At 62.6% G+C, this 23,567-nt stretch carries 19 protein-coding genes and 1 other RNA gene; 11 read left to right on the top strand and 9 right to left on the bottom strand.

Annotated elements, in window-relative coordinates; all coding sequences use genetic code 11:
• Positions 1 to 16: 16 nt before the first annotated feature.
• Genes ACREB4_RS03145 through ACREB4_RS03160 form a run of 4 tightly spaced genes read right to left on the bottom strand, consistent with a single transcriptional unit; the run spans position 17 to position 6,235 of the window.
• A complete protein-coding gene (locus tag ACREB4_RS03145) occupies positions 17 to 1,054 on the bottom strand; it encodes an NAD-dependent epimerase/dehydratase family protein (protein WP_431586735.1) in 1,038 nt (345 codons plus the stop codon).
• Entirely contained in the window at positions 1,054 to 2,367 is a 1,314-nt protein-coding gene (gene tviB / locus ACREB4_RS03150; RefSeq protein ID WP_431586736.1) for a Vi polysaccharide biosynthesis UDP-N-acetylglucosamine C-6 dehydrogenase TviB, read from the bottom strand. Before tviB ends, ACREB4_RS03145 begins: the two co-directional genes overlap by 1 nt.
• A gap of 39 nt (positions 2,368 to 2,406) precedes the next feature.
• On the bottom strand, positions 2,407 to 3,582 hold the full coding sequence (locus ACREB4_RS03155; RefSeq protein WP_431586737.1) for a hypothetical protein: 1,176 nt from the start codon (positions 3,580 to 3,582) through the stop codon (positions 2,407 to 2,409).
• A gap of 28 nt (positions 3,583 to 3,610) precedes the next feature.
• Positions 3,611 to 6,235: an SLBB domain-containing protein gene (locus ACREB4_RS03160; protein WP_431586738.1), complete on the bottom strand. Its 2,625-nt coding sequence runs from the start codon at positions 6,233 to 6,235 to the stop codon at positions 3,611 to 3,613.
• A gap of 63 nt (positions 6,236 to 6,298) precedes the next feature.
• Here ACREB4_RS03160 and ACREB4_RS03165 point away from each other — a divergent pair, with 63 nt between their 5' ends.
• From ACREB4_RS03165 to ACREB4_RS03175, 3 genes are all read left to right on the top strand, one after another.
• On the top strand, positions 6,299 to 6,784 hold the full coding sequence (locus tag ACREB4_RS03165) for a rubrerythrin family protein (RefSeq protein WP_431586739.1): 486 nt from the start codon (positions 6,299 to 6,301) through the stop codon (positions 6,782 to 6,784).
• A gap of 109 nt (positions 6,785 to 6,893) precedes the next feature.
• Positions 6,894 to 7,058 (top strand): rubredoxin, encoded by a 165-nt coding sequence (locus tag ACREB4_RS03170; protein ID WP_431586740.1) that lies wholly within the window; start codon positions 6,894 to 6,896, stop codon positions 7,056 to 7,058.
• Positions 7,059 to 7,061: 3 nt separating this feature from the next.
• The gene (locus ACREB4_RS03175; RefSeq protein ID WP_431586741.1) at positions 7,062 to 8,237 is read left to right on the top strand and encodes an NAD(P)/FAD-dependent oxidoreductase; all 1,176 of its coding nucleotides are present in this window, start codon (positions 7,062 to 7,064) and stop codon (positions 8,235 to 8,237) included.
• Positions 8,238 to 8,273: 36 nt separating this feature from the next.
• On the opposite strand, the gene ACREB4_RS03180 is transcribed toward ACREB4_RS03175, so the two are convergent.
• Entirely contained in the window at positions 8,274 to 8,603 is a 330-nt protein-coding gene (locus ACREB4_RS03180) for a DciA family protein (protein WP_431586742.1), read from the bottom strand.
• Between the two features lie 37 nt (positions 8,604 to 8,640).
• On the opposite strand from ACREB4_RS03180, the gene ACREB4_RS03185 reads away from it, so the two are divergent.
• Complete coding sequence (locus ACREB4_RS03185) at positions 8,641 to 9,639, top strand: M23 family metallopeptidase (protein WP_431586743.1); 999 nt, start codon at positions 8,641 to 8,643, stop codon at positions 9,637 to 9,639.
• Here the strand turns inward: ACREB4_RS03185 and ACREB4_RS03190 are convergent.
• Both ACREB4_RS03190 and ACREB4_RS03195 read right to left on the bottom strand, forming a co-directional pair.
• A complete protein-coding gene (locus ACREB4_RS03190) occupies positions 9,611 to 11,611 on the bottom strand; it encodes a TonB-dependent receptor (RefSeq protein ID WP_431586744.1) in 2,001 nt (666 codons plus the stop codon). The genes ACREB4_RS03185 and ACREB4_RS03190 overlap by 29 nt on opposite strands.
• A 105-nt stretch (positions 11,612 to 11,716) precedes the next feature.
• Positions 11,717 to 12,079 (bottom strand): hypothetical protein, encoded by a 363-nt coding sequence (locus ACREB4_RS03195; RefSeq protein WP_431586745.1) that lies wholly within the window; start codon positions 12,077 to 12,079, stop codon positions 11,717 to 11,719.
• Positions 12,080 to 12,170: 91 nt separating this feature from the next.
• On the opposite strand from ACREB4_RS03195, the gene secA reads away from it, so the two are divergent.
• From secA to argJ, 5 genes are all read left to right on the top strand, one after another.
• Positions 12,171 to 14,918, top strand: coding sequence for a preprotein translocase subunit SecA (secA, locus tag ACREB4_RS03200; RefSeq protein WP_431586746.1), 2,748 nt, complete (start codon positions 12,171 to 12,173; stop codon positions 14,916 to 14,918).
• Between the two features lie 196 nt (positions 14,919 to 15,114).
• On the top strand, positions 15,115 to 17,277 hold the full coding sequence (locus ACREB4_RS03205; protein ID WP_431586747.1) for a TRAP transporter large permease subunit: 2,163 nt from the start codon (positions 15,115 to 15,117) through the stop codon (positions 17,275 to 17,277).
• Positions 17,278 to 17,287: 10 nt separating this feature from the next.
• Entirely contained in the window at positions 17,288 to 18,466 is a 1,179-nt protein-coding gene (locus tag ACREB4_RS03210) for a sensor histidine kinase (protein WP_431586748.1), read from the top strand.
• Positions 18,463 to 19,278 (top strand): LytR/AlgR family response regulator transcription factor, encoded by an 816-nt coding sequence (locus tag ACREB4_RS03215; protein WP_431586749.1) that lies wholly within the window; start codon positions 18,463 to 18,465, stop codon positions 19,276 to 19,278. The genes ACREB4_RS03210 and ACREB4_RS03215 overlap by 4 nt, the downstream gene beginning before the upstream one ends.
• Before the next feature lie 30 nt (positions 19,279 to 19,308).
• Positions 19,309 to 20,538: a bifunctional glutamate N-acetyltransferase/amino-acid acetyltransferase ArgJ gene (argJ, locus tag ACREB4_RS03220; protein WP_431586750.1), complete on the top strand. Its 1,230-nt coding sequence runs from the start codon at positions 19,309 to 19,311 to the stop codon at positions 20,536 to 20,538.
• Here the strand turns inward: argJ and ACREB4_RS03225 are convergent.
• A complete protein-coding gene (locus tag ACREB4_RS03225) occupies positions 20,526 to 21,056 on the bottom strand; it encodes a CHRD domain-containing protein (protein ID WP_431586751.1) in 531 nt (176 codons plus the stop codon). The genes argJ and ACREB4_RS03225 overlap by 13 nt on opposite strands.
• A 143-nt stretch (positions 21,057 to 21,199) precedes the next feature.
• Here ACREB4_RS03225 and ssrA point away from each other — a divergent pair.
• Positions 21,200 to 21,571: a transfer-messenger RNA gene (gene ssrA / locus ACREB4_RS03230) on the top strand.
• A 587-nt stretch (positions 21,572 to 22,158) separates the two neighbouring features.
• On the opposite strand, the gene ACREB4_RS03235 is transcribed toward ssrA, so the two are convergent.
• Entirely contained in the window at positions 22,159 to 22,305 is a 147-nt protein-coding gene (locus tag ACREB4_RS03235; RefSeq protein WP_431586752.1) for a hypothetical protein, read from the bottom strand.
• Between the two features lie 482 nt (positions 22,306 to 22,787).
• Here ACREB4_RS03235 and ACREB4_RS03240 point away from each other — a divergent pair, with 482 nt between their 5' ends.
• The gene (locus ACREB4_RS03240) at positions 22,788 to 23,324 is read left to right on the top strand and encodes a hypothetical protein (RefSeq protein ID WP_431586753.1); all 537 of its coding nucleotides are present in this window, start codon (positions 22,788 to 22,790) and stop codon (positions 23,322 to 23,324) included.
• Positions 23,325 to 23,567: the final 243 nt, after the last annotated feature.

Here is a 23,567-nt window from a genome sequence, read left to right on the forward strand (position 1 = left end):
ATGCGGCACCGCTTGATCAGACACCGGCGGCTGAACGCTCGGAATACCAAGCCGCAACAATTTTCGCGCCATCGTCCAAAGTGAATGCCGGCGCATATCCCAGCAACTCACGCGCCTTTGAGATATCTGCCAACGAATGTCGGACGTCACCTGCCCGAAATTCCCGATGGATGGGCCGGGCATGGGCCAAGTGAGGGAACTTGTCCACCAGATTCAAACGAAGGCATTCATACAACTGGTTCAGGGAGGTTTGCTCACCCACAGCCACGTTGTAGACCTGGTTCAACGCTTCGGTTTTGGTCGTCAAGGCCGCCCGCAGATTGACCTGGATCACGTTTTCTATATAACAAAAATCGCGACTCGTCTCGCCATCGCCATTGATGTACACCGGCACGTCATTCATGAGCGAGGAAATCCATTTCGGGATCACCGCTGCATAGGCGCCCTCGGGGTCCTGGCGCTTGCCAAAGACATTGAAATACCGGAGTCCAATCGAGGAAAATCCATAGCATCGGAAGAACACGTCGGCATACAGTTCATTCACGTATTTCGTGACGGCGTAGGGGCTCAAAGGTTTGCCGATGACGCCTTCGACTTTCGGCAAACCCGGGTGATCGCCATAAGTACTGCTGCTGGCTGCGTAGGTGAAGCTTTTGACGCCGGCATCACGCGCGGCCACCATCATGTTCAAAAAACCGGTGATGTTGGCGTTGTTCGTGGCCAGGGGATCCTGGATGCTGCGGGGCACGCTTCCCAATGCGGCTTGGTGCAACACATGGTCAACCGCTTGGCAGGCCTGTCGGCACTGCGCCGGATTCAGGATGTCACCATGGATCAATTCGAAATGGCGCCATTGCGAAGGCGAGACCGCATTCTGGACCGCGTCTAGGTTATGCCGATGCCCCGTGGAGAAATTATCGAGGCCGATGACGCGTTGATCCAGGCGAAGAAGCCGTTCGAGCAAGTTGCTGCCGATGAAGCCGGCAACGCCCGTCACGAGCCAGACCCGAGGTTCGGCGGCCATGTCTTGCTGGAGTTGGGAAAATTCAATCATCACAATCGCAGGTCGGAATCGGCCGCTGGCAAGATGTATTTGAGGTCATAGAGAACGTGGACGTCCTTGCCCAAAGCGCGAATATCTTGGGCGCCCATGGCTTTGAACTGATCATGGGCCACGGCCAGGATGATCCCGTCGTAAAGGCCTGGTTCCAGGTGATCGACAGGCACGATGCCGTGTTCCAGCCCAGCTTCCTCCTGGCTCACCCAGGGGTCGTGCACGTCCACGATACAGTTGTAATCCCGAAGCTCGGCAATGATGTCGATGACTCGGGTGTTGCGCAGGTCCGGACAGTTTTCCTTGAAGGTGAGGCCCATGACGAGGACCCGTGAATCTTCGATCTGAATCCGCCGCTTGGTCATGGCCTTCACCATTTGCGCGACCACATAGACGCCCATGCTGTCGTTGAGCCGGCGACCTGCCAGGATCACTTCCGGGTGGTATCCAATGGCCTGGGCTTTGTGCGTCAGGTAGTAGGGGTCGACGCCAATGCAGTGTCCTCCAACCAGGCCAGGACGAAACGGCAGAAAATTCCACTTGCTGCCGGCCGCCTCCAACACCGCCTGGGTGTCGATGCCCATGCGGTTGAAGATCAGCGCCAGTTCATTGACCAGCGCGATGTTCAAGTCGCGCTGGGTGTTCTCGATGACCTTCGCCGCTTCGGCGATCTTGATGGAGGGCGCCTTGTGGGTGCCCGCCTTGATAATCTGGTTGTAGAGCGCATCCACCAGGTCGGCGACTTCGGGTGTCGAACCCGAGGTGACCTTCTTGATGGAAGTGAGGCGATGCTGCTTGTCACCCGGGTTGATCCGCTCTGGGCTGTAGCCGCAGTAAAACCCGTCCTGCGCGGACTCACCAACTTGCCGCGATGAGCCCGTGATGTACCTGAGCCCGGAGTTCTTCTCGAGCACGGGAACACAGTCCTCTTCGGTGGCGCCTGGATACACCGTCGATTCATAAATCACGACGTCACCGGGTTTCAGCAGCCGGCCAATGGTTTCAGACGCCTTGAGCAAGGGCGACAGGTCAGGCCGCTTGTGTGCATCAATGGGCGTTGGCACGGTCACGATGAAGCACCGGCAACCCCTGATGTCTTCGGGATTGCTGGTGTACCTGAGTTGGGTGGCCGCCTTCAACTCCTCAGGGCTGGTTTCAAGCGTGTGGTCACGCCCCTGTTGGAGTTCTTCGATCCGGCGGGGGGCGATATCGAAGCCCACCACGGGTCGAATCTTTCCAAATTCGACGGCCAGGGGCAGCCCGACATAGCCCAGGCCAATGATGGCAAGACCAAAGTCAGGAGTCAGTTCCATGTTTCATGCTTCAGTGATGGGCGGGCCATGCGCGTTTGATCACATCAAGCGCCAAGCGCGTCTGACGTCGGACCAATACCCCTTGCGCCCTCGTTGGCTGGACTCCACCAACATGACTAGAACGAGGCTGATCAGGAAGGAGAGCACGACGCCACCCATGACGATGTATTTCCGTTTGGGCTTGCTCGGCTTTTCCGCCGGGATGGCCAGGTCGATTTGCTGCAAAAGCGGCCCTTCACGGGCTTCGTCGATCCGACTGAGCTCCAATTGCTTCAACAATGCATCCAGGGCCGCGCTTTGCACTTTCATGTCGCGGAAGGCCGTGACTGCCCGAACCCCCGGCTCTTTGCCGTTGGCTTGCTTCTCGTCACCTTCTTCGATGGTGGAAAGCTTGCTTCTCAGCGCATTCAGTTCGGCCACCAGGCGCTGGGTTTCAGGATGTTTCGCTGTGACGAAATCACCCATGGCCTGGAGTTGCACTTCCTTTTCAGCAATTTTGCGGCGCAGGTCCACGCTGGCTCTGACACTCGCCTCCGCCAACACCTCGGTGGCCACGATACCTTGGCTCATCTGCAGTTTACGAAACCGCAACTCGGCATCGTTCAAGGCCATTTTGGTTTTTTCGACCTGCTGTTGAAAGAAAGCCCGTCTTTGCTGAGCTTCGGTGACGGCCAGGGTCGACAGGATTTTTTTCAGTTCGTTCACATAGGCATTGGCCATATGGGCAGCAAACTGGGGATCGTGGTCATCGACCGATACCGTGATCAGTCCCGACTTCTTGTCGGAAGCAATGGTCGAGCGGGCGGCCAGGACTTCGCGGGTCTCGAGCACCAATTCGGTACCGTAGCGCTTTTGCAGGTCAAATTGCTTGATCAAGGTGTCTTGCAAGGTCCGTGACTTGAACATGGCCAGGTACATCTCGTCCGGTGTCTTGATGCCCGCCACGGAGCCGGCCACCCCGGCAAGCGCACTCAGCTGGGCCACGGCCCCGGCCGCCGAGTTCTGCTGCTGTGGCGGCATGACCAGCGTCGTTGAGACGTAATAGCGTGGAATGCTGAAAGCAATGGCCAATGAACCGAGCACGCCAAGGGCCCAGCTCAGGAAGAACAACTTTTTGCGAATGCCCGCGACGACAAGAATGTCGGCGAAATAGATTTCCTTGGGTTGGGAAAGACTAGCGTCGTCGTCGTGCAGCAGGCGGTTAGGAGAGGTCATTTCTGGATTCAAAACTCAGCTCCCATCGTCATTCGCGCAGCGTCTTGATGGCCGCTGCACCCAGACTGAATTGGTAGATGATCTGCGTGATGTCCTTGGCGTTGCGGGTAAAGACACTCCAGGCACTTTCGTGGTCGGTTTTTTCCGGCAACACGATCACGTCACCCGGCAGCACGGCTTCACCGGTCACATCGCCAAACCATTTGCCGCTGCCGGACAGCACGCTGCCATCGGCACGGATCACGAACAGCTCGTCCTTGTCAGCGCCGCTGGTGAGTCCGGATTGGTCCAGGTAGTTCCGGATCGAACGGCCTTTTTGCCAGATCAGCGAAGACTCTGTGTTCACGGACCCCAGCACATGAACAAAGTCGGGGCGGGGCGGGATGACCAACCTGTCCTGGCTTTCCAGACGCAGCGGCGGCAAGCGGTCGGCCTGCTGATCGTCGGAGGCCAACCCAAGCATGACCCTCCCGCTGGGCTTGAGGTCACGCAGGCGATCCAGGGCCTGCTTTTGCGCCCGCGTTTCGGCTTCCATGCGCAACTGGGCGATGCCCGCGGAGTCCGAGCCTGACACACTCGCGGCTGAGGCACTGAGGCGCGTCTGCATTTGCGCTTCCAGACGACGAACGAGCTGATCAAGGTTGGCGATCTGGGCCCGCTTGACTTCCTCGCGGTAGAACGCGGCCCCGAACAAATAGGCATCGGACGTCAGGCCACCGGCTTTGTCGATCAGTTGGTGCATACCTTCACCGGAAGCCATCTGGTAAATGCCGGGACGTTGTACTTCCCCTTCGACGCGGACGAAGACCTGGCGCTTGGCCTGGGGCACCCGCATGTCATTGACCGAAAAGACGGTCACCACGTCGCCGGATTGCAATTGGAGGTTGTCGGGGCTGGATGCGTCGCTCAGCACCTTGCCCAGGTTGAAGGGGATGAGCTTGACGCTCACATCCACGGGGTCCACACGTTCGATCACCGCGTAGTCCAGGTTGACTTCGTCGATCAGGTTGCCGATGCGTTGCGCCAAGGTGTCAACGTCGTCCCGGCTCTCTTTGATGCTGTTTTTGACTGGCTTTTTATTTTTATCCTGGCGGTTGAATTCTTTTTGTTCAACATCCATCTCGCTTTCGATCCGACGCTTCTCGTCTTCGCTCAACAAGACTTCGTTTTGACGTTTCACCGAGGCGCGGGACATCAGAAGCGCCTTGTTCGGAATCAAATCCCGCAGGGTCATGCCCGCCCGCCAGGGCATGCGAACCGGTTGGTCCACGTTGCCACGCAGGGTGATGGCATTGCCGAACTCGGCGCTCAAGGACTGGACGGTCAATAGGTCTCCATTCTTGAGGGGCCGCTTCAAACCAGCGCTGTCCAGCGCGAAGGTGTCGACAGTTCGGGATGGCTTGCGACTTGGATCGACGCGTTCCAGGTAGGCCCGTTTGGGGTCGGCCACGACAGGCAGCCCACCGGCGAGGGCCAGGATGCTGTCGATGGAATCGTTGGCGCCCGTCATCTCATAGACGCCCGGCGTATTGACCTTGCCCGTCAGGGCCACGTAGCCTTGGGCGGCGGGGATGACGATGGTGTCACCATCCTCCAGTTTGACATCGGCGGATTTATCCCCCTTGGACAGGAAGGCATAGAGGTCGAGCTGCGACACTGTTTTGTCGGCGCGCTTGACCTGAACCCGGCGCAAGCTGCCGTTCGCTCCGGGACCGCCGGTGGCAAAGAGCGCCGAAATCAAGGTCGATGTGCTGGCCAGCGTGTAGGCCCCAGGACTGCGCGCCTGCCCCACCAGGTAGACGGTGATGCCTCTGAGCTGGCCCAGTGTGACGCTGAGTTGGAAGTCCTTGTAATAACGTCCCACCGCCGCGCGGATGACGCCTTCCGCCTGCGATGCTTTGACCCCCCCAAGAGAAACCGCACCGATGCGTGGGATGTGGATCAGCCCGTTGCGGTCAACCACCGCCTTGACATCCACGTCCAGTGCACCCCAGCCCCGCACCAGGATTTCATCGCCAGGCCCCAGGCTGTAGTCTGGCGTCACAGGGGTATTCGCCAATGGCTGGTAGCTGGAAGCGGCCTGGGTGAAGAATGTGGAGCCATACAAGGGCAGGGACTGCCCGGTGCTTTCCAGCACGAATTTTTGGAACTCGTTGGGTGGCAAGGGTTTGACACGCGCTTCACCGGTCCTGAGTCCTGGCATGTTGCCATCGCGCGGGTCGAGCCCGCGGGTGGAGTCGCGGCTTTCATACTGCCGGATCTGCTGGGGGCCGCTCAGGATGTTGTCCATCCGTCCGACGCTGGAGTCGCCCTTGCCCTGCACGCGGTACGAGGAGCCAAAGCCTGGCAGCTTGGTCTCGTCCATTTCTCTGGTACCGGTTCGAACGTCCTCGCCCGTATCACTCACCAGGCTTTGTGCATGCGCCAATGGCGCCATCAGAACCGAAAACGATATCAAAGAAGCAATGATTTGCCGGAACGGAAACGACCTGCGCTGAGTCATGAGCCCACTTCTTCCATGTGAAATCGACCACGGATTGTAGGGTGGCTTTCTCCCCTGATCAGGGGGTTTGGCCCGCTTCGCACGGCAACCACACATCGATAGCAAAAACATATCAATCAAATTGAATTGATTGACTTTCCATATTTTCATCCAACACCTAAAGTCTCTTCATCGGCCCACGCCAAGCTCACCCGCAAAAGAAAGGACCTTTTCATGGCCAGCCCCTTCCACGATCCCGCCTCGGTCACCATCCAGAACCTCGAAGCCGCCTTTGCTGGTGAATCGATGGCGCACATCAAGTACCGCTATTTCGCCAAGCTCAGCCGCGAAATGGGCGACGAGGAAACCGCCCGTCACTTTGAGGAAACCGCCAACCAGGAGGTGATGCACGCCTTCGGCCACCTGGACTTGCTTTTCCCCAAGGCCCACATGACGCCAGCCAAGGCGCTTCAGTTCGCCATCGAGGGGGAGACCTACGAGTACACCACCATGTACCCCGGCTTTCGCAACGCCGCGGTGGCCGAGGGGCATGATGCCGCCGTCAAGGAGATCGATGAGCAGATCGAAGAGTCGAAGGAACACGCCGCACAGTTCAAAGCCGTGTTGGAAAAAGCCGCGAAACGCTTCGCTGCGCTCGCCAAAGTGGAAGAACGTCACGCCAATGCCTACCAGGCGGTGTTGGACAAGCTTGCTGCATGACCGAAAATCATCCCTTTTGGCAGCAAGACCGCCTTTTTGACGTGCAGGCTTCCCGACTGCCCGCACGCCATGCCTCAGAATCCACCCCCTGTTTTTGAAAGTTGTTGAGATGAAGACCTTCCAATGCGTCGTTTGCGGTTTTGTGTATGACGAAGCCGCTGGCTTGCCCGCCGAGGGCATCGCCGCGGGCACCGCGTGGGCCGATGTGCCCGACACCTGGACCTGCCCCGACTGCGGCGTTGGCAAGTCCGATTTCGAGATGATCGAGATCTAAGCCATGTCGTCTGATTCGGTTGTCATCATTGGTTCGGGCCTGGCGGGCTACAACGTGGCCCGCGAGTTGCGCAAACTGGACGCGCAGGTGCCCATCGCGGTGGTCAGCCGCGACCACGCAGGGTTCTATTCCAAGCCCATGCTGTCCAACGCGCTGGCTGGCAAAAAAACAGCCGCCACGCTGGTGATGAAGCCTGCGGACAAGATCGGCGCCGAGATCAACGCGCGGGTGCTGCCCCACAGCACCGTCGAGCGCTTGGACACGCAAGCCCGCACCCTCCTGCTCAGCAGCGGCGAGGTGCTGCCTTACCGCGACCTGGTGCTGGCACTCGGTGCCGACCCGATCCGCCTGCCGCTGCAGGGCAATGCCGCCCACAGCGTGCTGTCGGTCAACGACCTGGATGATTTCGCCAAGTTTGCCGAGGCACTGGACCACGCGGACGGCGTCAAGCACGTCACCATCCTGGGCGCCGGCCTGATCGGCTGCGAGTTCGCCAACGACCTGTTGCACCGGGGCATCGAACCCACCGTGCTGGACCTGGCCGATCGCGCCCTGGGCCGCCTGCTGCCCGAAGCCGCCAGCCTGCGCCTGCAGGCCCACCTGGAAGCCGCGGGCGCGAAGTTCCGCTTTGGCGTGGCCGTGCAATCGGTTGACCTGGCCACCGACGGCGGGGGCCTGCAAGTGACGCTCACCGATGGTTCGACCTTCAAGACCGACCTGGTCCTGTCCGCCATTGGCCTCAAGCCGCGCACCGCCATGGCGGCCAGCGCTGGCTTGCAAGTCAACCGCGGCATCGTGGTGGACCGCCACCTGGCCACCAGCGCCGAGCACGTCTATGCCCTGGGCGATTGCGCCGAAGTGGACGGCCACACCCTGCCTTATGTGCTGCCCCTGATGCAGCAATCTCGCGCTTTGGCCGCAGGGCTGGCGGGCCAGAAGACCCCGGTGGCCTACCCGGCCATGCCCGTGGTCGTGAAGACACCGGCTTGCCCCACCGTGGTCTGCCCGCCTCCTCTGGACGCGGTGGGGGCCTGGGCGGTCACCACCACCGACGATGGACTCGAAGCGCGCTTCACCGCTGAAGGCAAGCCGGATCAGCTGCTGGGCTTCGTGCTGCAGGGCAAGGCCGTGAGCCAACGCCAGGCCTTGACGGCCCTGATCCCACCTTTGTGGATCTGAAAACGCCTCAGGGTGCGAACCGCCAACCCGGTGTTTTCACTGGGTTTGTACCCGGACCCGGATTGCGTTAACCTTGAGCCCCTTTTGACGCAGCGCCTCCATGAGGTGGGGCTGCAGTTGGCGCAACTTGGCCGAGACGGCCGAATTGGCGGCCAGCAGGGTCCAGCCCTCGTCGTCCAGAGGGCCCGGACGCACATGGGCGGCCATGGCGGCTGGCAGGACAGCCCGCACGGCCTCCAGGCATTGCTGTGAAGCCTGCAAGCGCTGCATCAGGCTCACCATGGGCGCCGCCCGCGCCAAAGCCGCGCTCAACCCAGGCACATCCGGCACGCTGGGCTTGAAGTTGAAGGTGGTTTTGCGGCTCATGGCTGACAGGTCGGCGAAAGGTCAAGGTTCAAATCGCATGCAAATTCTGATCACCACCAGTCCCCTGGCACGCACCCGGGTCTTGCAGTTCACACCCTGGACACTGGGCCTGGCCGTGGTGGCCCTGCTGGTGCCGCTGATGCTGGCGTCTCTGGGCTTTTACCACGCCATTGTGTTGAAAGCCGCCCACGAGCACTGGCCAATCATCTCCGAAGCCGTGCGCTACGTCGAGCGCAAGGAGCTTGCACAGCGCGACCGCTTCATGCGCGAAAACCTCGACGCCATGGCCGAACGCGTGGGCGAAATGCAGGCACGCCTGCTTCGCCTGGAAGCCGTCAACGAACGCGTGGCCGGCATGGCGGGCATCAAACCCGAAGAGCTCAAGCACATGGAAGGCCTGCCTTCGTCGGCCAGCGGCGGCCCGCTCGTGCCCTTGCGCCAGGCCGCCACCCCCTCCAGCACCACGCTGGAAGCCTTGAACCTTCAGGTGACGCAGATGGGCGCCTTGAGCGACCGCAACGCCGACGTGCTCACCCTGATCGAATCACGCCTGTTTGAAAAGCGGCTGGAATCCCTGATGGTGCCCAGCAGCGCCCCCCTGGATGGGCCCGTGGGCTCGGGCTTCGGCTTCCGCACCGATCCCTTCACCCGCGCGCCCGCCTTGCACACGGGCTTGGATTTTCCGGCCGACGTTGGCACGACCATCAACGCGGCCGCCGGCGGCGTGGTGTTGTCGGCGGGGCCGCATCCTCAGTACGGCCTCCTGGTGGAACTGGACCACGGCAATGGCCTGGTGACGCGCTATGCGCACACTTCCAAAATGCTGGTGCACCAGGGCGACCTGGTCAAACGCGGCCAGCCCATCGCCGAGGTGGGCACCACCGGCCGCTCCACCGGCCCGCACCTGCACTTCGAGGTGCTGGTGGAGGGGGTGCAGCAGAACCCCGCCAAGTTCCTGGCGGGCAAAGGCGAGGCCCCTCGCGCGGCGGGCCCGCAGGCTCCCGCCGTCAGAACTGCGTCCGCACACCCACGGTGAAGTTGCGACCCGGCAAGGGCGACACGTCCTTGATCACCGAGGTCGACAATCGGATGTCCTCGTTCAGCAGGTTCTTGGCCAGGGCGAACCAGGTCACGTCGTTGCTGCCGATGCGCTGCGTGTACGACAGGTTGGCGTCGAGCTGGGTGTAAGACGGTGTGCGCGTTTCCGAGGCGGCCAGGCGATCCTGGGCCTGGGCATGGACCACCGACGCGCCGGTGCGCCACGGGCCTTGCTTGAAACCAATGTCGGCGCCAAAGCGCGTGGCAGGCTGCAAGGGCAGGCTGCCACCGTCCTTGAGTGAACCACGTGACGTGTCAGCAAAGCCGCGCCACGACACGCCCGGGCCTCGCAGGTTGTAGCTCAGTTCGGCCTCCGCCCCGCGGATCACGGCATCGGCCTGGCTGAACACGCGCTCACGCAGATCCCCGCCAGGCAGGCCATCCTCGTCCACCAGCTTGCCGGTGATCTGACCGTGGATGAAGTCCTTGACGTGGTTCTCGAACAGATTGGCTTTCCAGCGAAGCAGGCCGTGCGTTTTCTGCAGCGACAGCTCGAGGTTGTGCGAGGTCTCTTTCCTGAACGCCGGATCGCCGACATCGAAGGTGCCGGTCGCATCGTGCGGGCCGGCCGCGTACAGCTCTTCCGTCGCGGGCGCCCGCTCGGCGACCGAAGCGGTCAGGCCCAGTCCATAGCCCGGGGTGAAGGGCCACAGCCCCCCCACCGAATACGAGGTGAGGTTGAAGGATCGGTCTTCGCCGGTCACGGGCTTGCGCTTGACGTTTTCATAGCGCAGGCCCGCGTTCATGCGCACGGGGCCGAGGTCGCGCTCTTCCACCAAAAAACCAGCCGCCGAGGTCGATTTGGTGACGGGCACCGTGTCCAGCGCGCCCCCATCGGCGCTCAGGGCCGAGAACTTGCTGTCCTCGGTTTGCAGGCCGAAGGTGCCATGCCAGCCGGCCACGGGCGCGTGGGTGAGCTCCCAGCGCGATTCCAGTGCCTGATTCTTGAAATTGGTCTGCGGCACACCGCCCAGGTCCAGCTCCGCGTGCTGGTAGTCGGTGTAGCCCAGCTTGAACTTGAAGGTCTCGAACGCGGCAAAGGGATTGTTCACCAGCGTGTCCACGTCGTAGCGCGTGCGCTTCTGGTCGATCTGCGCGCCTTCTTCGGTCGGGATGCCGTAGCGGTTTTCCAGTTGACCAACCGAGGCGCCGACGTGTCCCCAGTCCTGGATGTAGGACGCGCCCACGCCGATGCTGCGCTGGCGGTCATACGACCAGGGCAGGCGCCCCGAGCCCGATGAGGGGTCGTTCAGGATGCGCTCGTCGGGGATCTTGTAGTCGCTGCCGCCGCGCGCGCTGCCATCCAGGTGCAGGCCGATCACGCCGGCCGAGCCGTTGGCCGACAAAGACGCCGTGCCGCTCTTGTCCACCGTGGCGTAACGCAATTCGGCCACGCCCGTGGGCTGCGGCTCCAGCACCGATGGGATGCGGTCGTTGACCACGTTGACCAGGCCGCCGATGGCGCCCGAACCGTACAACAAGGCTGCCGGGCCGCGCAGGATCTCGATCTGCTGCGCGGTGGGGCCGTCGATCGCCACGCCGTGGTCATTCGACAGACCGGACACGTCGGACACGTCCATGCCGTTCTGCAAGATCTTGACGCGCGAGCCCTCCAGTCCTCGGATGATCGGCCGCGAGGCGCCCGCGCCAAAAGCCGAGGCGGACACGCCCAATTCGTGGGACAAAGTCTCGCCCAGCGAGGCGCCCTGCTTGGTCCTGAGCTCCTCGCCCGACAGCACCTTGGCGGGCACGAGGATCTGGGCGCCTTCAGCGGCGCCGAAAGGCGTGGCGGTGACGGTCACCGTGGGCAGGGCCGCCTGCACGGGCGCGTCCGGGCTGGTCTGGGCGAGGGAAAGCGAAGCCAAGGCGGACAAAACCGCGCTGGCCAACAAAGTGCGTTGGAGCTGCATGAAGAAAATTCCTGGAAAGACGGCGGATCAGCGGCCAGCAGCGCCGGGGCGGAAGGCAAGCTGGAGGTCGAACAATGGCGCGGGCCCAAGGCCCGGCAGGAAGCTTCAGGCAGCCGGCGGGGCACGCGGCTGGAAATGGCCGGCGAAGCGGCCGTGCCACGACGCGAAGTCGGCCGCAGACGGCAGGCCATGCGCCACACGCGCCGCCACCAGGTCCACCAGGGCGGTGGGCAGCAGGTCGGCCAGGCAGACACCATCGAACACCACGCAAGAATGGGATGCCGACGAACCGTTGGGATAGTCGCCTTCGGCACGGCTTTGCGCCTGAGCCTCGACCTGGCCACCGGCATGGTCGATCCGGTGCAGCATCCCCACCCATTGCGCGAGCAGCAGCGCCACCGCGAGCAGGATGGCCCACGGGGTACTTCTGGACGAGGCGGGGTGGCCGCCGAAGCGGGGTGCGTTCATGGCGGGCCATTGTAGGGGCCAACCCTTGACAGAAGTTTGACATGCCCCAGGTGCTACACTTTTTGGCTCTGGTTCTCTCTAACGACCCTCCATGTTGCCCAAGCTTCTCACCTCGATTTTCGGTAGCCGCAATGAACGACTGCTCAAGCAGTACCGGCGCGTGGTCGAGAAAATCAACGCCCTGGAGCCCAGTTTCGAACCGCTCACCGACGAGCAACTGCGGGGCAAGACCGAAGAATTCAAACAGCGCGTGGCCAAGGGCGAATCGCTCGACGACCTGCTGCCCGAAGCCTTCGCCGTGGTCCGTGAAGGCTCCAAGCGCGTCTTCAAGATGCGCCACTTCGACGTGCAGATGCTGGGCGGCATGGCCCTGCACAACGGCAAGATCGCCGAGATGCGCACCGGTGAGGGCAAGACGCTGACCGCCACCCTGCCCGTCTACCTCAATGCCCTGACCGGCAAGGGCGTGCACCTGGTCACCGTCAACGACTACCTGGCCCGGCGTGACGCCGAGTGGATGGGCAAGCTCTACAACTTCCTGGGCCTGTCGGTCGGCATCAACCTGCCCCAGATGTCGCGCGAAGAGAAGCAGGCCGCCTACGGCTCCGACATCACCTACGGCACCAACAACGAGTACGGCTTCGACTACCTGCGCGACAACATGGTCTACGAGCTGGCCGACCGCGTGCAGCGTGGCCTGAACTACGCCATCGTGGACGAAGTCGACTCCATCCTGATCGACGAAGCCCGCACGCCACTGATCATCAGCGGCCAGGCGGAAGACCACACCGCGATGTACATCAGCATCAACGCGGTCGTGCCCCACTTGAAGCGCCAGATCGGCGAGGCCGATCCGCGCACTGGCGAAGGCGTGATCGAACCCGGCGACTTCACCGCCGATGAGAAGTCGCGCCAGGTCTACCTGACCGAAGCCGGCCACGAGAACGCCGAGCGCCTGCTGGGTGAAGCCGGCCTGCTGGCCGAGGGCGCCAGCCTGTACGACGCCGCCAACATCACCCTGATGCACCACCTGTACGCCGCCCTGCGCGCGCACCACCTGTTCCACAAGGACCAGCACTACGTGGTGCAGCAGGGCGAAGTCGTGATCGTCGATGAATTCACCGGGCGCCTGATGTCCGGCCGCCGCTGGTCGGACGGCCTGCACCAGGCCGTCGAAGCCAAGGAAGGCGTGGACATCCAGGCCGAGAACCAGACCCTGGCCTCGATTACCTTCCAGAATTACTTCCGCATGTACGGCAAGCTGTCGGGCATGACTGGCACGGCCGACACCGAAGCCTACGAGTTCCAGGAAATCTACGGCCTGGAAACCATCGTGATCCCGCCGAACCGGATCATGCTGCGCAAGGACCAGCTCGACCTGGTCTACAAGACCGCGCAGGAAAAGTACAAGGCCATCGCCGAAGACATCAAGGAATGCCACGAGCGCGGCCAGCCCACCTTGGTTGGCACCACCAGCATCGAGAACTCCGAGCTGCTGGCCAACATGTTGACGCAGCTGAAGCTCCCGCACCAGGTGCTCAACGCCAAGCAGCATGCCCGCGAGGCCGAGATCGTGGCCCAGGCCGGCCGTCCCGGCATGATCACCATCGCCACCAACATGGCGGGCCGCGGCACCGACATCGTGCTGGGCGGCAACGTCGAGAAGCTGGTGCAGAACATCGAGGAAGACGCCTCCCTCGACGACGCCACCAAGCAGCAACGCATCACGGCCCTGAAGGCCGAGCAGGTCGAGCTGAACGCCAAGGTCAAGGAGCTGGGCGGCCTGCGCATCATCGCGACCGAACGCCACGAATCCCGCCGCATCGACAACCAGTTGCGGGGCCGCGCCGGCCGCCAGGGCGACCCTGGCTCGACCCGCTTCTACCTGTCGCTGGACGACCAGCTGATGCGCATCTTCGCGGGCGACCGCGTGCGCGCCATCATGGACCGCCTGAAGATGCCCGAAGGCGAGGCCATCGAGGCCGGCATCGTCACACGCTCGATCGAAAGCGCGCAGCGCAAGGTCGAAGGCCACAACTTCGACATGCGCAAGCAGCTGCTGGAATACGACGATGTGTCGAACGACCAGCGCAAAGTGATCTACCAGCAGCGCAACGAGATCCTCGAATCCCTGGACGTGGCCGAGTCGATCAGCAGCCTGCGCAAGGGCGCGCTGACCGACGTGGTGCGCACCTTCGTGCCGGCCGAAAGCCTGGAAGAGCAGTGGGACCTGCCCGGCCTGGAAACCGTGCTCAAGAACGAATGGCAGCTTGAGCTCGAGCTGAAGAAATGGGTCGACGCGGCCAGCGCCGCCGACGACGACGATGTGCTGCAGCGCGTCATCCAGGCCGGCGACGAGGTCTACAACGCCAAGGTGGCCCAGGTCGGCAAGGACCAGTTCGCCTCCTTCGAGCGCATGGTGCTGCTGCAGGCCATCGACAGCCACTGGCGCGAGCACCTCTCGGCGCTGGACTACCTGCGCCAGGGCATCCACCTGCGCGGCTACGCCCAGAAGAACCCCAAGCAAGAGTACAAGCGCGAGGCCTTCGAGCTCTTCGGCCAACTGCTCGACGTCATCAAGATGAACGTGACGCGCCAATTGATGACCGTGCGCATCCAAAGCCAGGAAGAAGCGACGCTGGCGGCCCAGGCCATCGAGCAGCAGGGCGAGTCCATCTCCAATGTCACCTATACCCACCCCAACGAGGATGGCAGCGTGGCCACGGAAACCGAAGAAGGCCGCAACCTGGCCGACGCCGTGCCACGCGTGGGCCGCAACGATCCCTGCCCCTGCGGCAGCGGCCTGAAGTACAAGGCCTGCCACGGCAAGCTGGCGTGAGCTGACATCGCGCGTTCAGAACGAGGGCCCTTCGGGGCCCTTTTTTTTCGTTCACGACACACAGGTGCCGTTCGCGACACACAGCGGTCGTTCGTCCCAAGGCGCTGGAACCCGCCCCCACGTCTCTCTATATTGCCCTGGCGAAACACACACAAGAGACGGCGCCTCGATGCGCCCTCGCCAGGAGACACCACCCATGACGACGACGACAAGCACGCCTGCCCTGGCCATGCCCAGGCTACTGGGGCGAACCGCCTCCGAGTGGCTGATCAGCTTGCCCACCATCACCTTGCTGCTGCTGATCCTGGTGATCGGCACCGGCGAGATGATCCACGGCCAGCTGCTGAAGTTTGGCGAGATCCTTTTCCACGATGACCGGGGCCACGTCCAGTACTTCATGATGCGGGCCGACCCGGTTCGCCCGACCTGCAACCCGCAACTGAACGTCGACGCCGAAGTCACGCGCCTGCAGGCCGAACGATCCCGCCAAAGCGCGGTCGACGACGACATCGACGGCCTGTTCGCCGAACAGGCCATGGACCCGGCCCTGCTGCGCCAGTCGGTCGGGTCCACGGTGGCGCAGTGCCAGGCTCGGCACACCCTGTACGAGCAGGTGGTCAAGCACATCACCCCGGCCGTGGTGGCCTACCGCACGGTGGAAACCAGCTTCTTCGGCCTCTTCCACTTTGGCAGCGAAAACCGTCCACTGATCTTGCTGTTGCTGCTGACGGTCACGTCCATCGCCACCACGCTGGGCTTTCACCACATCTGCCTGCGTCCACCCAAGTTCGAGCGCGACTTCCGCATGCAGGCGATCACGATGACGATGGCCTCGGCCTTGCTCTTCATGTCGGCCATCCGCTACCACCAGGTCTCGGTCGATGCGGGCGTGCCATTGGAATCGCCCCTGCTCTATTACCTGTGGATGCTGCTGTTCGGCGTGCTCCTGGTGATCAGCGCCTACCGCGTGTTCAAGCCCATCACGGAAGGCACCAAGGGGCTGGGCACCTGGGGCGAATCCTTGCAGTCCATGCCCCTGTTCGCCAGCATGGGCCTCATCGCCGGCGCCTACTTTTTGCTGCATGACCACCCATCAGGCCTGGCCATCTACGTCAGCAAGCTGATGGACATCCCCAACCTGCCCTTGCAGTTGGCGCTCTACATCTGGGCTGGCATGCTGCTCAAGCAAAGCCGCCTGGTCGACCTGTTCATGAACACCCTGAGGCCCTGGAAGTTCTCGCCGGAGCTGCTGACCTACCTGATCCTGCTGGCCGCCGCGCTGCCCACCGCCTATTCGGGCGCTTCAGGGGTGTTCGTGATCGCGGCAGGCGCCATCATTTACCACGAGGTGCGCGCCGTGGGCGGCAGCAGCCAATATGCGCTGGCGGCCACGGCCATGTCGGGCTCGCTGGGCGTGGTGCTGCGGCCCAGCCTGCTGGTGGTGGGCATCACCATGCTCAACAAAGAGGTGACGTCGGACCAGCTCTTCCACTGGGGCGGCTACGTGTTCGTGCTGACCTCGACCATGTTCTTCATCGCCTCGCAGATGCGGCGCACGCAGCGCGTGAACATCACCCCCGCCCGCATCGCGGTGCCCGAGATGCTGCGCCAGATCGTGCCCCTGCTGCCCCACGTGGCCGCGATGGGCGTGGTGGTGGGCTTTTACAGCCTCGCGCTTGAAACACCGTTGAACGAGATCTCGGCCCCCACCATCATCCCGGTGATGATGATCGTGGTGCTGACGCTGGACAAGATCCTGGCCTCGCGAAGCCAGGTCAAAACCGCGTCCGGTCAACCCAGCTACGCGGCGCATCGGCAGATCGGTGTCGAGGCCTCCATCCGCGTGGCCACCACCGAGACCGTCTCGCACATCGGCGCCTACATCGGCCTGATGATGCTGTCGCAAACCGTGGGCGGTGTGGTCGAGCGTTCGGAGATCATCGAGCTCGCCCCGCACCATTTCTCCAGCGTCTGGGCGGCCATGGCTTTCCTGATGATCGCCAAGGTCGTGCTGGGCATGTTCATGGAACCCATCGGCGCCATTTTCCTGGTGTCGGGCACGCTGGCACCCATCGCCTACCGCAATGGCATCGACCCGGTGCACTTCTGGATGATGGTGCTGGTGGCCTTCGAGCTGGGCTACCTGCTGCCGCCGGTGGCGCTCAACCAGTTGCTCACGCGCCAGGTGGTCGGCGAAGACCAGATCGACGCCTCCGACCACGAGGTCCAGAATGCCGGCTTCCTGCAACGCTACGAGCGCTGGCTGCTGCCCATCGCGGTCATGTCCGTCAGCCTGGCGATCGTGGGCTTCGGGCCGCTGATCGTGCAACACGTGGAGTGGCTGCGGTTTTTGAGGTAGAACTCAGGCCATGTCCGACAGCGAATACCCCAGCGACCTGATCGTCCACGGCTCCATCCCCCGGACCGGGCGCTTCAACCTGCTGTGGAGCGTGTCCATCGCGCTGGTGATGTGGGCCATGGAGTGGGCCCTGGGCCGCGACTCCCCCCACCGCTACGGCTTCCTCATCAACATGACCTACGCCTTGTGCCTGGGGTATTGGTGCTGGACCTTGCTGGGCATCGTGTGGCTGAGCGAAGCCCGCCGCCGCTGGAAGCAACTGCCCGACGCACGCCAGCGCTTCGACCGAAGCGGCGTGTACGGCCTGGTGGGCTGGCCCGCGATCGTGCTGTGCATCCTCTTCGGCATCCCGGTGGCCTGCGTCATGGGCGTGGCCATGGCCCAGGCCGCGTTGCACCTGCCCTGGCCCTTGCCTGTGCCCGACCAGCGCCCCCCCATCGGCGTGTCGATGGTGCTGTGCTACAGCTCGGCCCTGGTCACCTTCACCGTGGACTACCTGCGCGTGCGCTTGGCCGCCAGCGAAGTGCGCGCCGAAGCCGCGCAGCGGCAGGCGGTCGAGGCCCAGTTGCAATTGCTGCAAGCCCAGCTCGAGCCGCACATGCTGTTCAACACCCTGGCCAACCTGCACGCGCTCATCGCCAGCGACCCGGCCCGTGCCCAGGACATGCTGGCCCACCTGATCGCCTTCCTGCGCGCCACCCTCAGCGCCACGCGCATCCCCGCGCACCCTTTGTCGGAAGAGTTCACCCGCGTGGCCGACTACCTGGCCCTGATGCAGATCCGGATGGGCCCCCGGCTGAAAGTCTCGCTGGAACTGCCCGACGACCTGGCCAGCCTGCCCGTGCCCCCCATGCTGCTGCAACCCCTGGTCGAGAACGCCATCCAGCATGGCCTGGAGCCCAGCCGCCAGGGCGGGCAGTTGACCGTGCGGGCAAGCCACGACGGCGAGCACCTGATCCTCAGCGTGGACGACACCGGACGCGGGCTGCAAGCCGCCCAACTGGTCAGGCGCAGCACCGCGGGCTTCGGCTTGAGCTGCGTGCGGGATCGTTTGCAATCGCTCTACAACGGCGGCGCCAGCCTCAGCCTCACCCCCAAACCCGCCGGCACGGGCACCCACGTGTCACTGCGCCTGCCCGTGCCTTTGCCCAGGCCCGAACTCATCGAAGAAGCCCCTGCCCTGCCATGAACGCCACCGCCCTGATCGCCGAAGACGAACCCGTGCTGGCCCAGGCCCTGGCCACCATGCTGACCCGGCTGTGGCCAGAGCTGACCCTGCTGCCCCCAGCGCAGGACGGCGGCGAAGCCCTGCAACGCGCCGTGGCCGAGCAGCCCGACGTCCTCTTCCTGGACATCCACATGCCTGACCGCGACGGCCTGGACGCCGCGGAAGCCATCGTCGAAGCCTGGCCCACGGAGCTGCCCCTGCCCTTGATCGTGTTCGTCACCGCCTACGACCAGTACGCGCTGGCGGCTTTCGAACGCGCCGCGGTCGACTACGTGCTCAAACCGGTGCAGACCACCCGCATGGCCGCCACCTGCCAGCGCCTGAAAGACCAGCTCAAACTGCGCGCCCATGCCCAGGACGACGGCGCCCTGGCGGGCACCCTGGAGGCCCTGCGCAGCGCCAGCCTGGAGCGCCAGGCCGACGCCGCACCGACCACGTCCCTGACGGTGATCCAGGCCGCCATGGGCTCGGGCCTGCTCATGATCCCGATCGAAGACGTGCAGTACTTCGAAGCGGCCGACAAATACGTCCGCGTCATCACGTCCAGCACCGGCATGGCCGGCGCCGAGGTGCTCATCCGCACCCCATTGCGCGAGCTGGTGCCCCGCTTGAATCCCCTGCATTTCTGGCAGGTTCACCGCAGCGCCGTGGTCAACCTCAAGGCCATCGAACGCGTCAGCCGCACCAACGGCCGCATGCGCGTGCACCTGCGCGGCCGGGCCGAAACCCTGGAAGTCAGCCGGATGTACGCCTACCAGTTCAAGGCCATGTGAAAATCACGGCCTTCGCTGGAGCTTATTCACATGCCCGTCAACCTGACCGCCCCCAACCACCAAGACCTGCACCCTGTTCCCGGCGTCAAGCTGGGCATCACCATGGCGGGCGTCCGCAAGGCCAACCGACGCGACCTGACGGTCATCACCCTGGACCCGGGCAGTGCCGTGGCCGGCGTGTTCACCAAGAACCGCTTCTGCGCTGCCCCGGTGCAGCTGTGCCAGAAACACCTGGCCGCCAACAGCGACATCCGCGCCCTGCTCATCAACACCGGCAACGCCAACGCCGGCACCGGCGAAGACGGCCTGGTGCGTGCCCACGCGACCTGCGTGGCCCTGGCCCGCCACCTCGACATCGCGCCCGAGCAGGTCCTGCCCTTCTCGACCGGCGTGATCATGGAAACGCTGCCCAACGACCGCATCCAGGCCGGCCTGCCCGCCGCGCTCGATGACCTGAAGGCCGACCAGTGGGGCGTGGCCGCCGAAGGCATCATGACCACCGACACCCTGCCCAAGGCCGCCTCGCGCCAGGTCAGCATTGGCGGCGCCACGGTCACCATCACCGGCATCAGCAAGGGCGCTGGCATGATCCGCCCCAACATGGCGACCATGCTGGGCTTCCTGGCCACCGACGCCAAGATCGCGACCAAGCTGCTGCAGGCCCTGGTGACCGAAGCGGCCGACCAATCCTTCAACCGCATCACCATCGACGGCGACACGTCGACCAACGACTCCTTCGTGCTGATCGCCACCAACCAGGCCGAACACGCCGAGATCACCAGCCTGGACAGTGCCGAGGGCCAAGCCCTGCGCGCCGCCGTGATCGCCGTGTCGCAGCAACTGGCCCAGGCCATCGTGCGCGATGGCGAAGGCGCCACCAAGTTCATCACCGTGAAGGTGGAAGGCGGCAAGACCGAAGACGAATGCAAGCTGGCGGCCTACGCCATCGCTCACTCGCCTTTGGTCAAGACGGCCTTCTTCGCCAGCGATCCGAACCTGGGCCGCATCTTGGCCGCCGTGGGCTACGCCGGCATTGGCGATCTGGACCAGACGCTGATCGAACTGCACCTGGACGACGTGCACGTGGTGACCAAAGGCGGACGCCACCCCGCCTACCGCGAAGAAGACGGCCAACGCGTGATGAAACAGAGTGAAATCACCGTGCGCGTGGGCCTGGCCCGAGGCACGTTCGAGACCACGGTGTGGACCTGCGATTTTTCACACGAGTACGTCACCATCAACGCCGACTACCGCAGCTGACGCGCGGCCGGCCACCGCCGCCAACCGGCGATCCCCACCACGCCCGCCAGCAGGAGTGCCAGGCTCCCGGGCTCGGGCACCGCGGTCAACTGCCCGCGGATGGCGCCATTCGGGAACATCTCCGAATGCAGGTCGATGTAGTACTGGCTGGCCGTGGCCTCGGTGATGCGCAAGGTGGCGGGAAAGCCCGTGAACCCACCCTTGAAACGGCCATGCCCGCTCAGCCCGCTCACGTTCAGGCTGAACAGGGCCCGGCCCGTTGTCCCGGCCACACCCTCGTGAATGTGCTCCGCCACCAGGGTGTCGAAGCCATTGCCCAATCCGGTGAAGCTGATCTCGTATTCCAGGTGGTTGAGGTCATGGTCAATCGTGATCCAGGCTTGGCCCGTGGCGGTCGGGTCGCCGCCGCCAATGACCTGGGCACCGTTCAGCACCGCGGTGAATGAGGCCATGCGGGCTTGTGCCCCCAGGCTGACGAACAACAAAGCACAAAAGGCTCCGGTGAGGCAAGGGTGCATGACAGGGCTCCTTGGGTGAGGTGGTGACCGAGGGCCGCCATCTCACCATGGCTGAGCGCGTGAATCAAGCTTTTCGGAAGGGGTTTCGGACAGCCCCCCATGCACGCTCGGACGATAGCGCCTACAATGAGGGACCTTTTTCAGGGGCCGACCAGGTTTCGACGTGGATGCGGATCCGAAGTAGGGCATGTCGAGCTCCAGTTTGCTCGTAAATCTGGCTGGAAACAAAGTAACTGCAAACGATCAAACGTTCGCACTCGCCGCTTAACACCGGTGAGCCTCACAACAGTTGGCCGATGGGCTGGGTCTGCGTCGCAAGACAAGGACTGTGAGGTCATACACATTGGCTGGTTCTCTGCCGGGTCACTCGGTAGAGAACGAGATTAAGTGACTGGCGGATTCTGTAGCGTGCCGCTGCGCGACAGAGTCCGTGAGATCCAAATCAGACGGCTACACATGTAGAACTGCTCGGTGATGGTTTGCGGACGGGGGTTCAATTCCCCCCGGCTCCACCATTCAAGACGGCCAGCGCCTATGACAGACAGTCAGCGCTGGCCTTCTTTTTTGTCCCAGATTAGCGCTCATTGGCGTTCGATTCGCACCGATTTCGCACCGAAATTCGCACCGATCAAGAGTCCGCTGCCCTCGCCTCCGACCAGAGGTTTATGAGTCCTCTGCTCCAACTTCTGCCCGGATGGTTCGAGTCCCTCCGACCAATTGCCTTCTAAGCAACAGGTCAATGCCCGCAGCAGACTTCGCGAGTACAGGTTCGATTCCTGCTGGGAGAATCGAACTTTGACGCCGGACGGGCAATAAAAAGCCGCCTGGAGTAAACCAAGCGGCAATGCGCCGAAGCACACAGGCTCAGGGAGGTGAAGCCTGGTCACTGGTCGCTCAGCGACAGAAGTAATTCTACAGAGTTACAAAAGACCACGCTAAGGGGTTCTGCGATGCCAAAGGGCGAGCAGTTGCTTAGAAGGCAATTGCTCTGTCGGACAGGATCCCGGGCCCAGGCAGCCGCCACGGATTCAAAATCCGCTGCCCTAGGAATGCAGGTTCGAGTCCCCGGGCCGGACTCGAACCCGGATCACCAAGGCGTACTTCAGCAAACGTCGGCTGTCTCGCGCTCCGCGGCCACCAGGTCCATCACCCCTGCCCCACCGATCGGCAACAGCGCGTTCTCGGCCACGATCCCATAAGAGGACTCGCACTTGTTGTAGAACGATGGGTCGCCCTCGGCCTTGACCACCCAGAAGCGCTGCGTCGGGTCGCGTGCCGGCGGGTAGGGTCATCCTCATCTGCGGAGCCAGTGCATATCTCGCATGCTTGGGTTGCAAGCTACCAAGGCCCGCCAGCCGAGAACGGACAGAACTATCAGTTGAAGAGCTGGGAGAGGTAAACGATCGGCTTGGCTCAAGTTTTGAGAAGGGTTGGTATATGGGCCATACCAGGAGATGGTCCCTGCGATCATCTGAAACTTGGGACGCCCTACAAGAAGTTGCTAGGTATGTTGGCTGGCCATTGACAGGGGCGACTGGAGACCAGTGATTCATGGCATGCGGGGCCTTAAGTCAGCGTTCATGCCTCACATCCAGGTGACCAACACCGCAACTGGAGCAAGCGTAGCGCTCAATTGATCTTCAGCGCATCTTATCCACCGTAAATCAGGGGTTGCCGTCGCCATAGCCAGCATAGATGATGCTTGTAACATTGAGCAATCTGGGAGGCCCTATGAATACAGCGGTAGAGCGGAGTTTTACGCCAGAAAAAGAATTAACTCCCGCAGAAATCTACAAAATACATCGCGATTATATTCAACATGAGGACTCGCTCATCAACCATCGTACAACATGGTTGATCACTGTTCAATCATTTCTTATTGCAACATTCGGGTTTTCTTATCAGAAAAAATTCGAAGTTGCAGAAAAACTCCAGGCGAGAGGATTGTCGCTGGACGCAATGGGCCCAACATACGATGAGTATCGAACGTTTATGATAACTCTCGCGATTGTGGGTGTAATAACTGCTCTAGCAGCACTATGTTCTGTATTTGCGGCCGTCAGTTCTATCCGCGCCGTTCAAGACACTTGGCAGAAAAAGTTTGGAACTCTTCCCCATCCTTACCTTCCTGGTCTCATAGGCGGCGGTAGTGACAAAATTGCGAGTTTGGGAGTTTTGCTCTCAATGTGGGCGCCTATTTTCTTCTCGCTTTTGTGGCTCACAACTATTGTATTTCTGCTTTTTAAATTCCAAGCCGGTGTTCGGTAGCGCCAAGACGACAACAGGAATCACAATCCTGGACTCATCGCCCTTGTGCGTTGCCATTGTCATGACAGGCGGGCGATCACTTGTCTGGCCCATGCGAAGCTAGGGGGTTGCGGCGCACCACAACAACTCGCACACTGCCAATCCCGCAGAGACGTTTGCTGCCTCGCGAGGATTAAGGGAGTGCCATTCGTGAGCAGGCTTCGACCTCCCTGCCAAGGTCGATGGGGGGAGCCGTCAATGGCG

This window comes from Aquabacterium sp. (assembly GCF_050725395.1).
GTDB lineage: Bacteria > Pseudomonadota > Gammaproteobacteria > Burkholderiales > Burkholderiaceae_C > Aquabacterium.

Bases quoted from the DNA above. Each gene is read 5' to 3' on its own strand.
- ACREB4_RS03215 (WP_431586749.1), top strand. From the start codon at position 18,463: ATGAACGCCACCGCCCTGATCGCCGAAGACGAACCCGTGCTGGCCCAG.
- ACREB4_RS03170 (WP_431586740.1), top strand. From the start codon at position 6,894: ATGAAGACCTTCCAATGCGTCGTTTGCGGTTTTGTGTATGACGAAGCC.
- ACREB4_RS03210 (WP_431586748.1), top strand. From the start codon at position 17,288: ATGTCCGACAGCGAATACCCCAGCGACCTGATCGTCCACGGCTCCATC.
- ACREB4_RS03145 (WP_431586735.1), bottom strand. From the start codon at position 1,054: ATGATTGAATTTTCCCAACTCCAGCAAGACATGGCCGCCGAACCTCGG.
- ACREB4_RS03180 (WP_431586742.1), bottom strand. From the start codon at position 8,603: ATGAGCCGCAAAACCACCTTCAACTTCAAGCCCAGCGTGCCGGATGTG.
- ACREB4_RS03155 (WP_431586737.1), bottom strand. From the start codon at position 3,582: ATGACCTCTCCTAACCGCCTGCTGCACGACGACGACGCTAGTCTTTCC.
- tviB (WP_431586736.1), bottom strand. From the start codon at position 2,367: ATGGAACTGACTCCTGACTTTGGTCTTGCCATCATTGGCCTGGGCTAT.
- ACREB4_RS03160 (WP_431586738.1), bottom strand. From the start codon at position 6,235: ATGAAAATATGGAAAGTCAATCAATTCAATTTGATTGATATGTTTTTG.
- ACREB4_RS03205 (WP_431586747.1), top strand. From the start codon at position 15,115: ATGACGACGACGACAAGCACGCCTGCCCTGGCCATGCCCAGGCTACTG.
- argJ (WP_431586750.1), top strand. From the start codon at position 19,309: ATGCCCGTCAACCTGACCGCCCCCAACCACCAAGACCTGCACCCTGTT.
- ACREB4_RS03165 (WP_431586739.1), top strand. From the start codon at position 6,299: ATGGCCAGCCCCTTCCACGATCCCGCCTCGGTCACCATCCAGAACCTC.
- ACREB4_RS03175 (WP_431586741.1), top strand. From the start codon at position 7,062: ATGTCGTCTGATTCGGTTGTCATCATTGGTTCGGGCCTGGCGGGCTAC.
- secA (WP_431586746.1), top strand. From the start codon at position 12,171: ATGTTGCCCAAGCTTCTCACCTCGATTTTCGGTAGCCGCAATGAACGA.
- ACREB4_RS03185 (WP_431586743.1), top strand. From the start codon at position 8,641: ATGCAAATTCTGATCACCACCAGTCCCCTGGCACGCACCCGGGTCTTG.
- ACREB4_RS03195 (WP_431586745.1), bottom strand. From the start codon at position 12,079: ATGAACGCACCCCGCTTCGGCGGCCACCCCGCCTCGTCCAGAAGTACC.
- ACREB4_RS03240 (WP_431586753.1), top strand. From the start codon at position 22,788: ATGAATACAGCGGTAGAGCGGAGTTTTACGCCAGAAAAAGAATTAACT.
- ACREB4_RS03190 (WP_431586744.1), bottom strand. From the start codon at position 11,611: ATGCAGCTCCAACGCACTTTGTTGGCCAGCGCGGTTTTGTCCGCCTTG.
- ACREB4_RS03225 (WP_431586751.1), bottom strand. From the start codon at position 21,056: ATGCACCCTTGCCTCACCGGAGCCTTTTGTGCTTTGTTGTTCGTCAGC.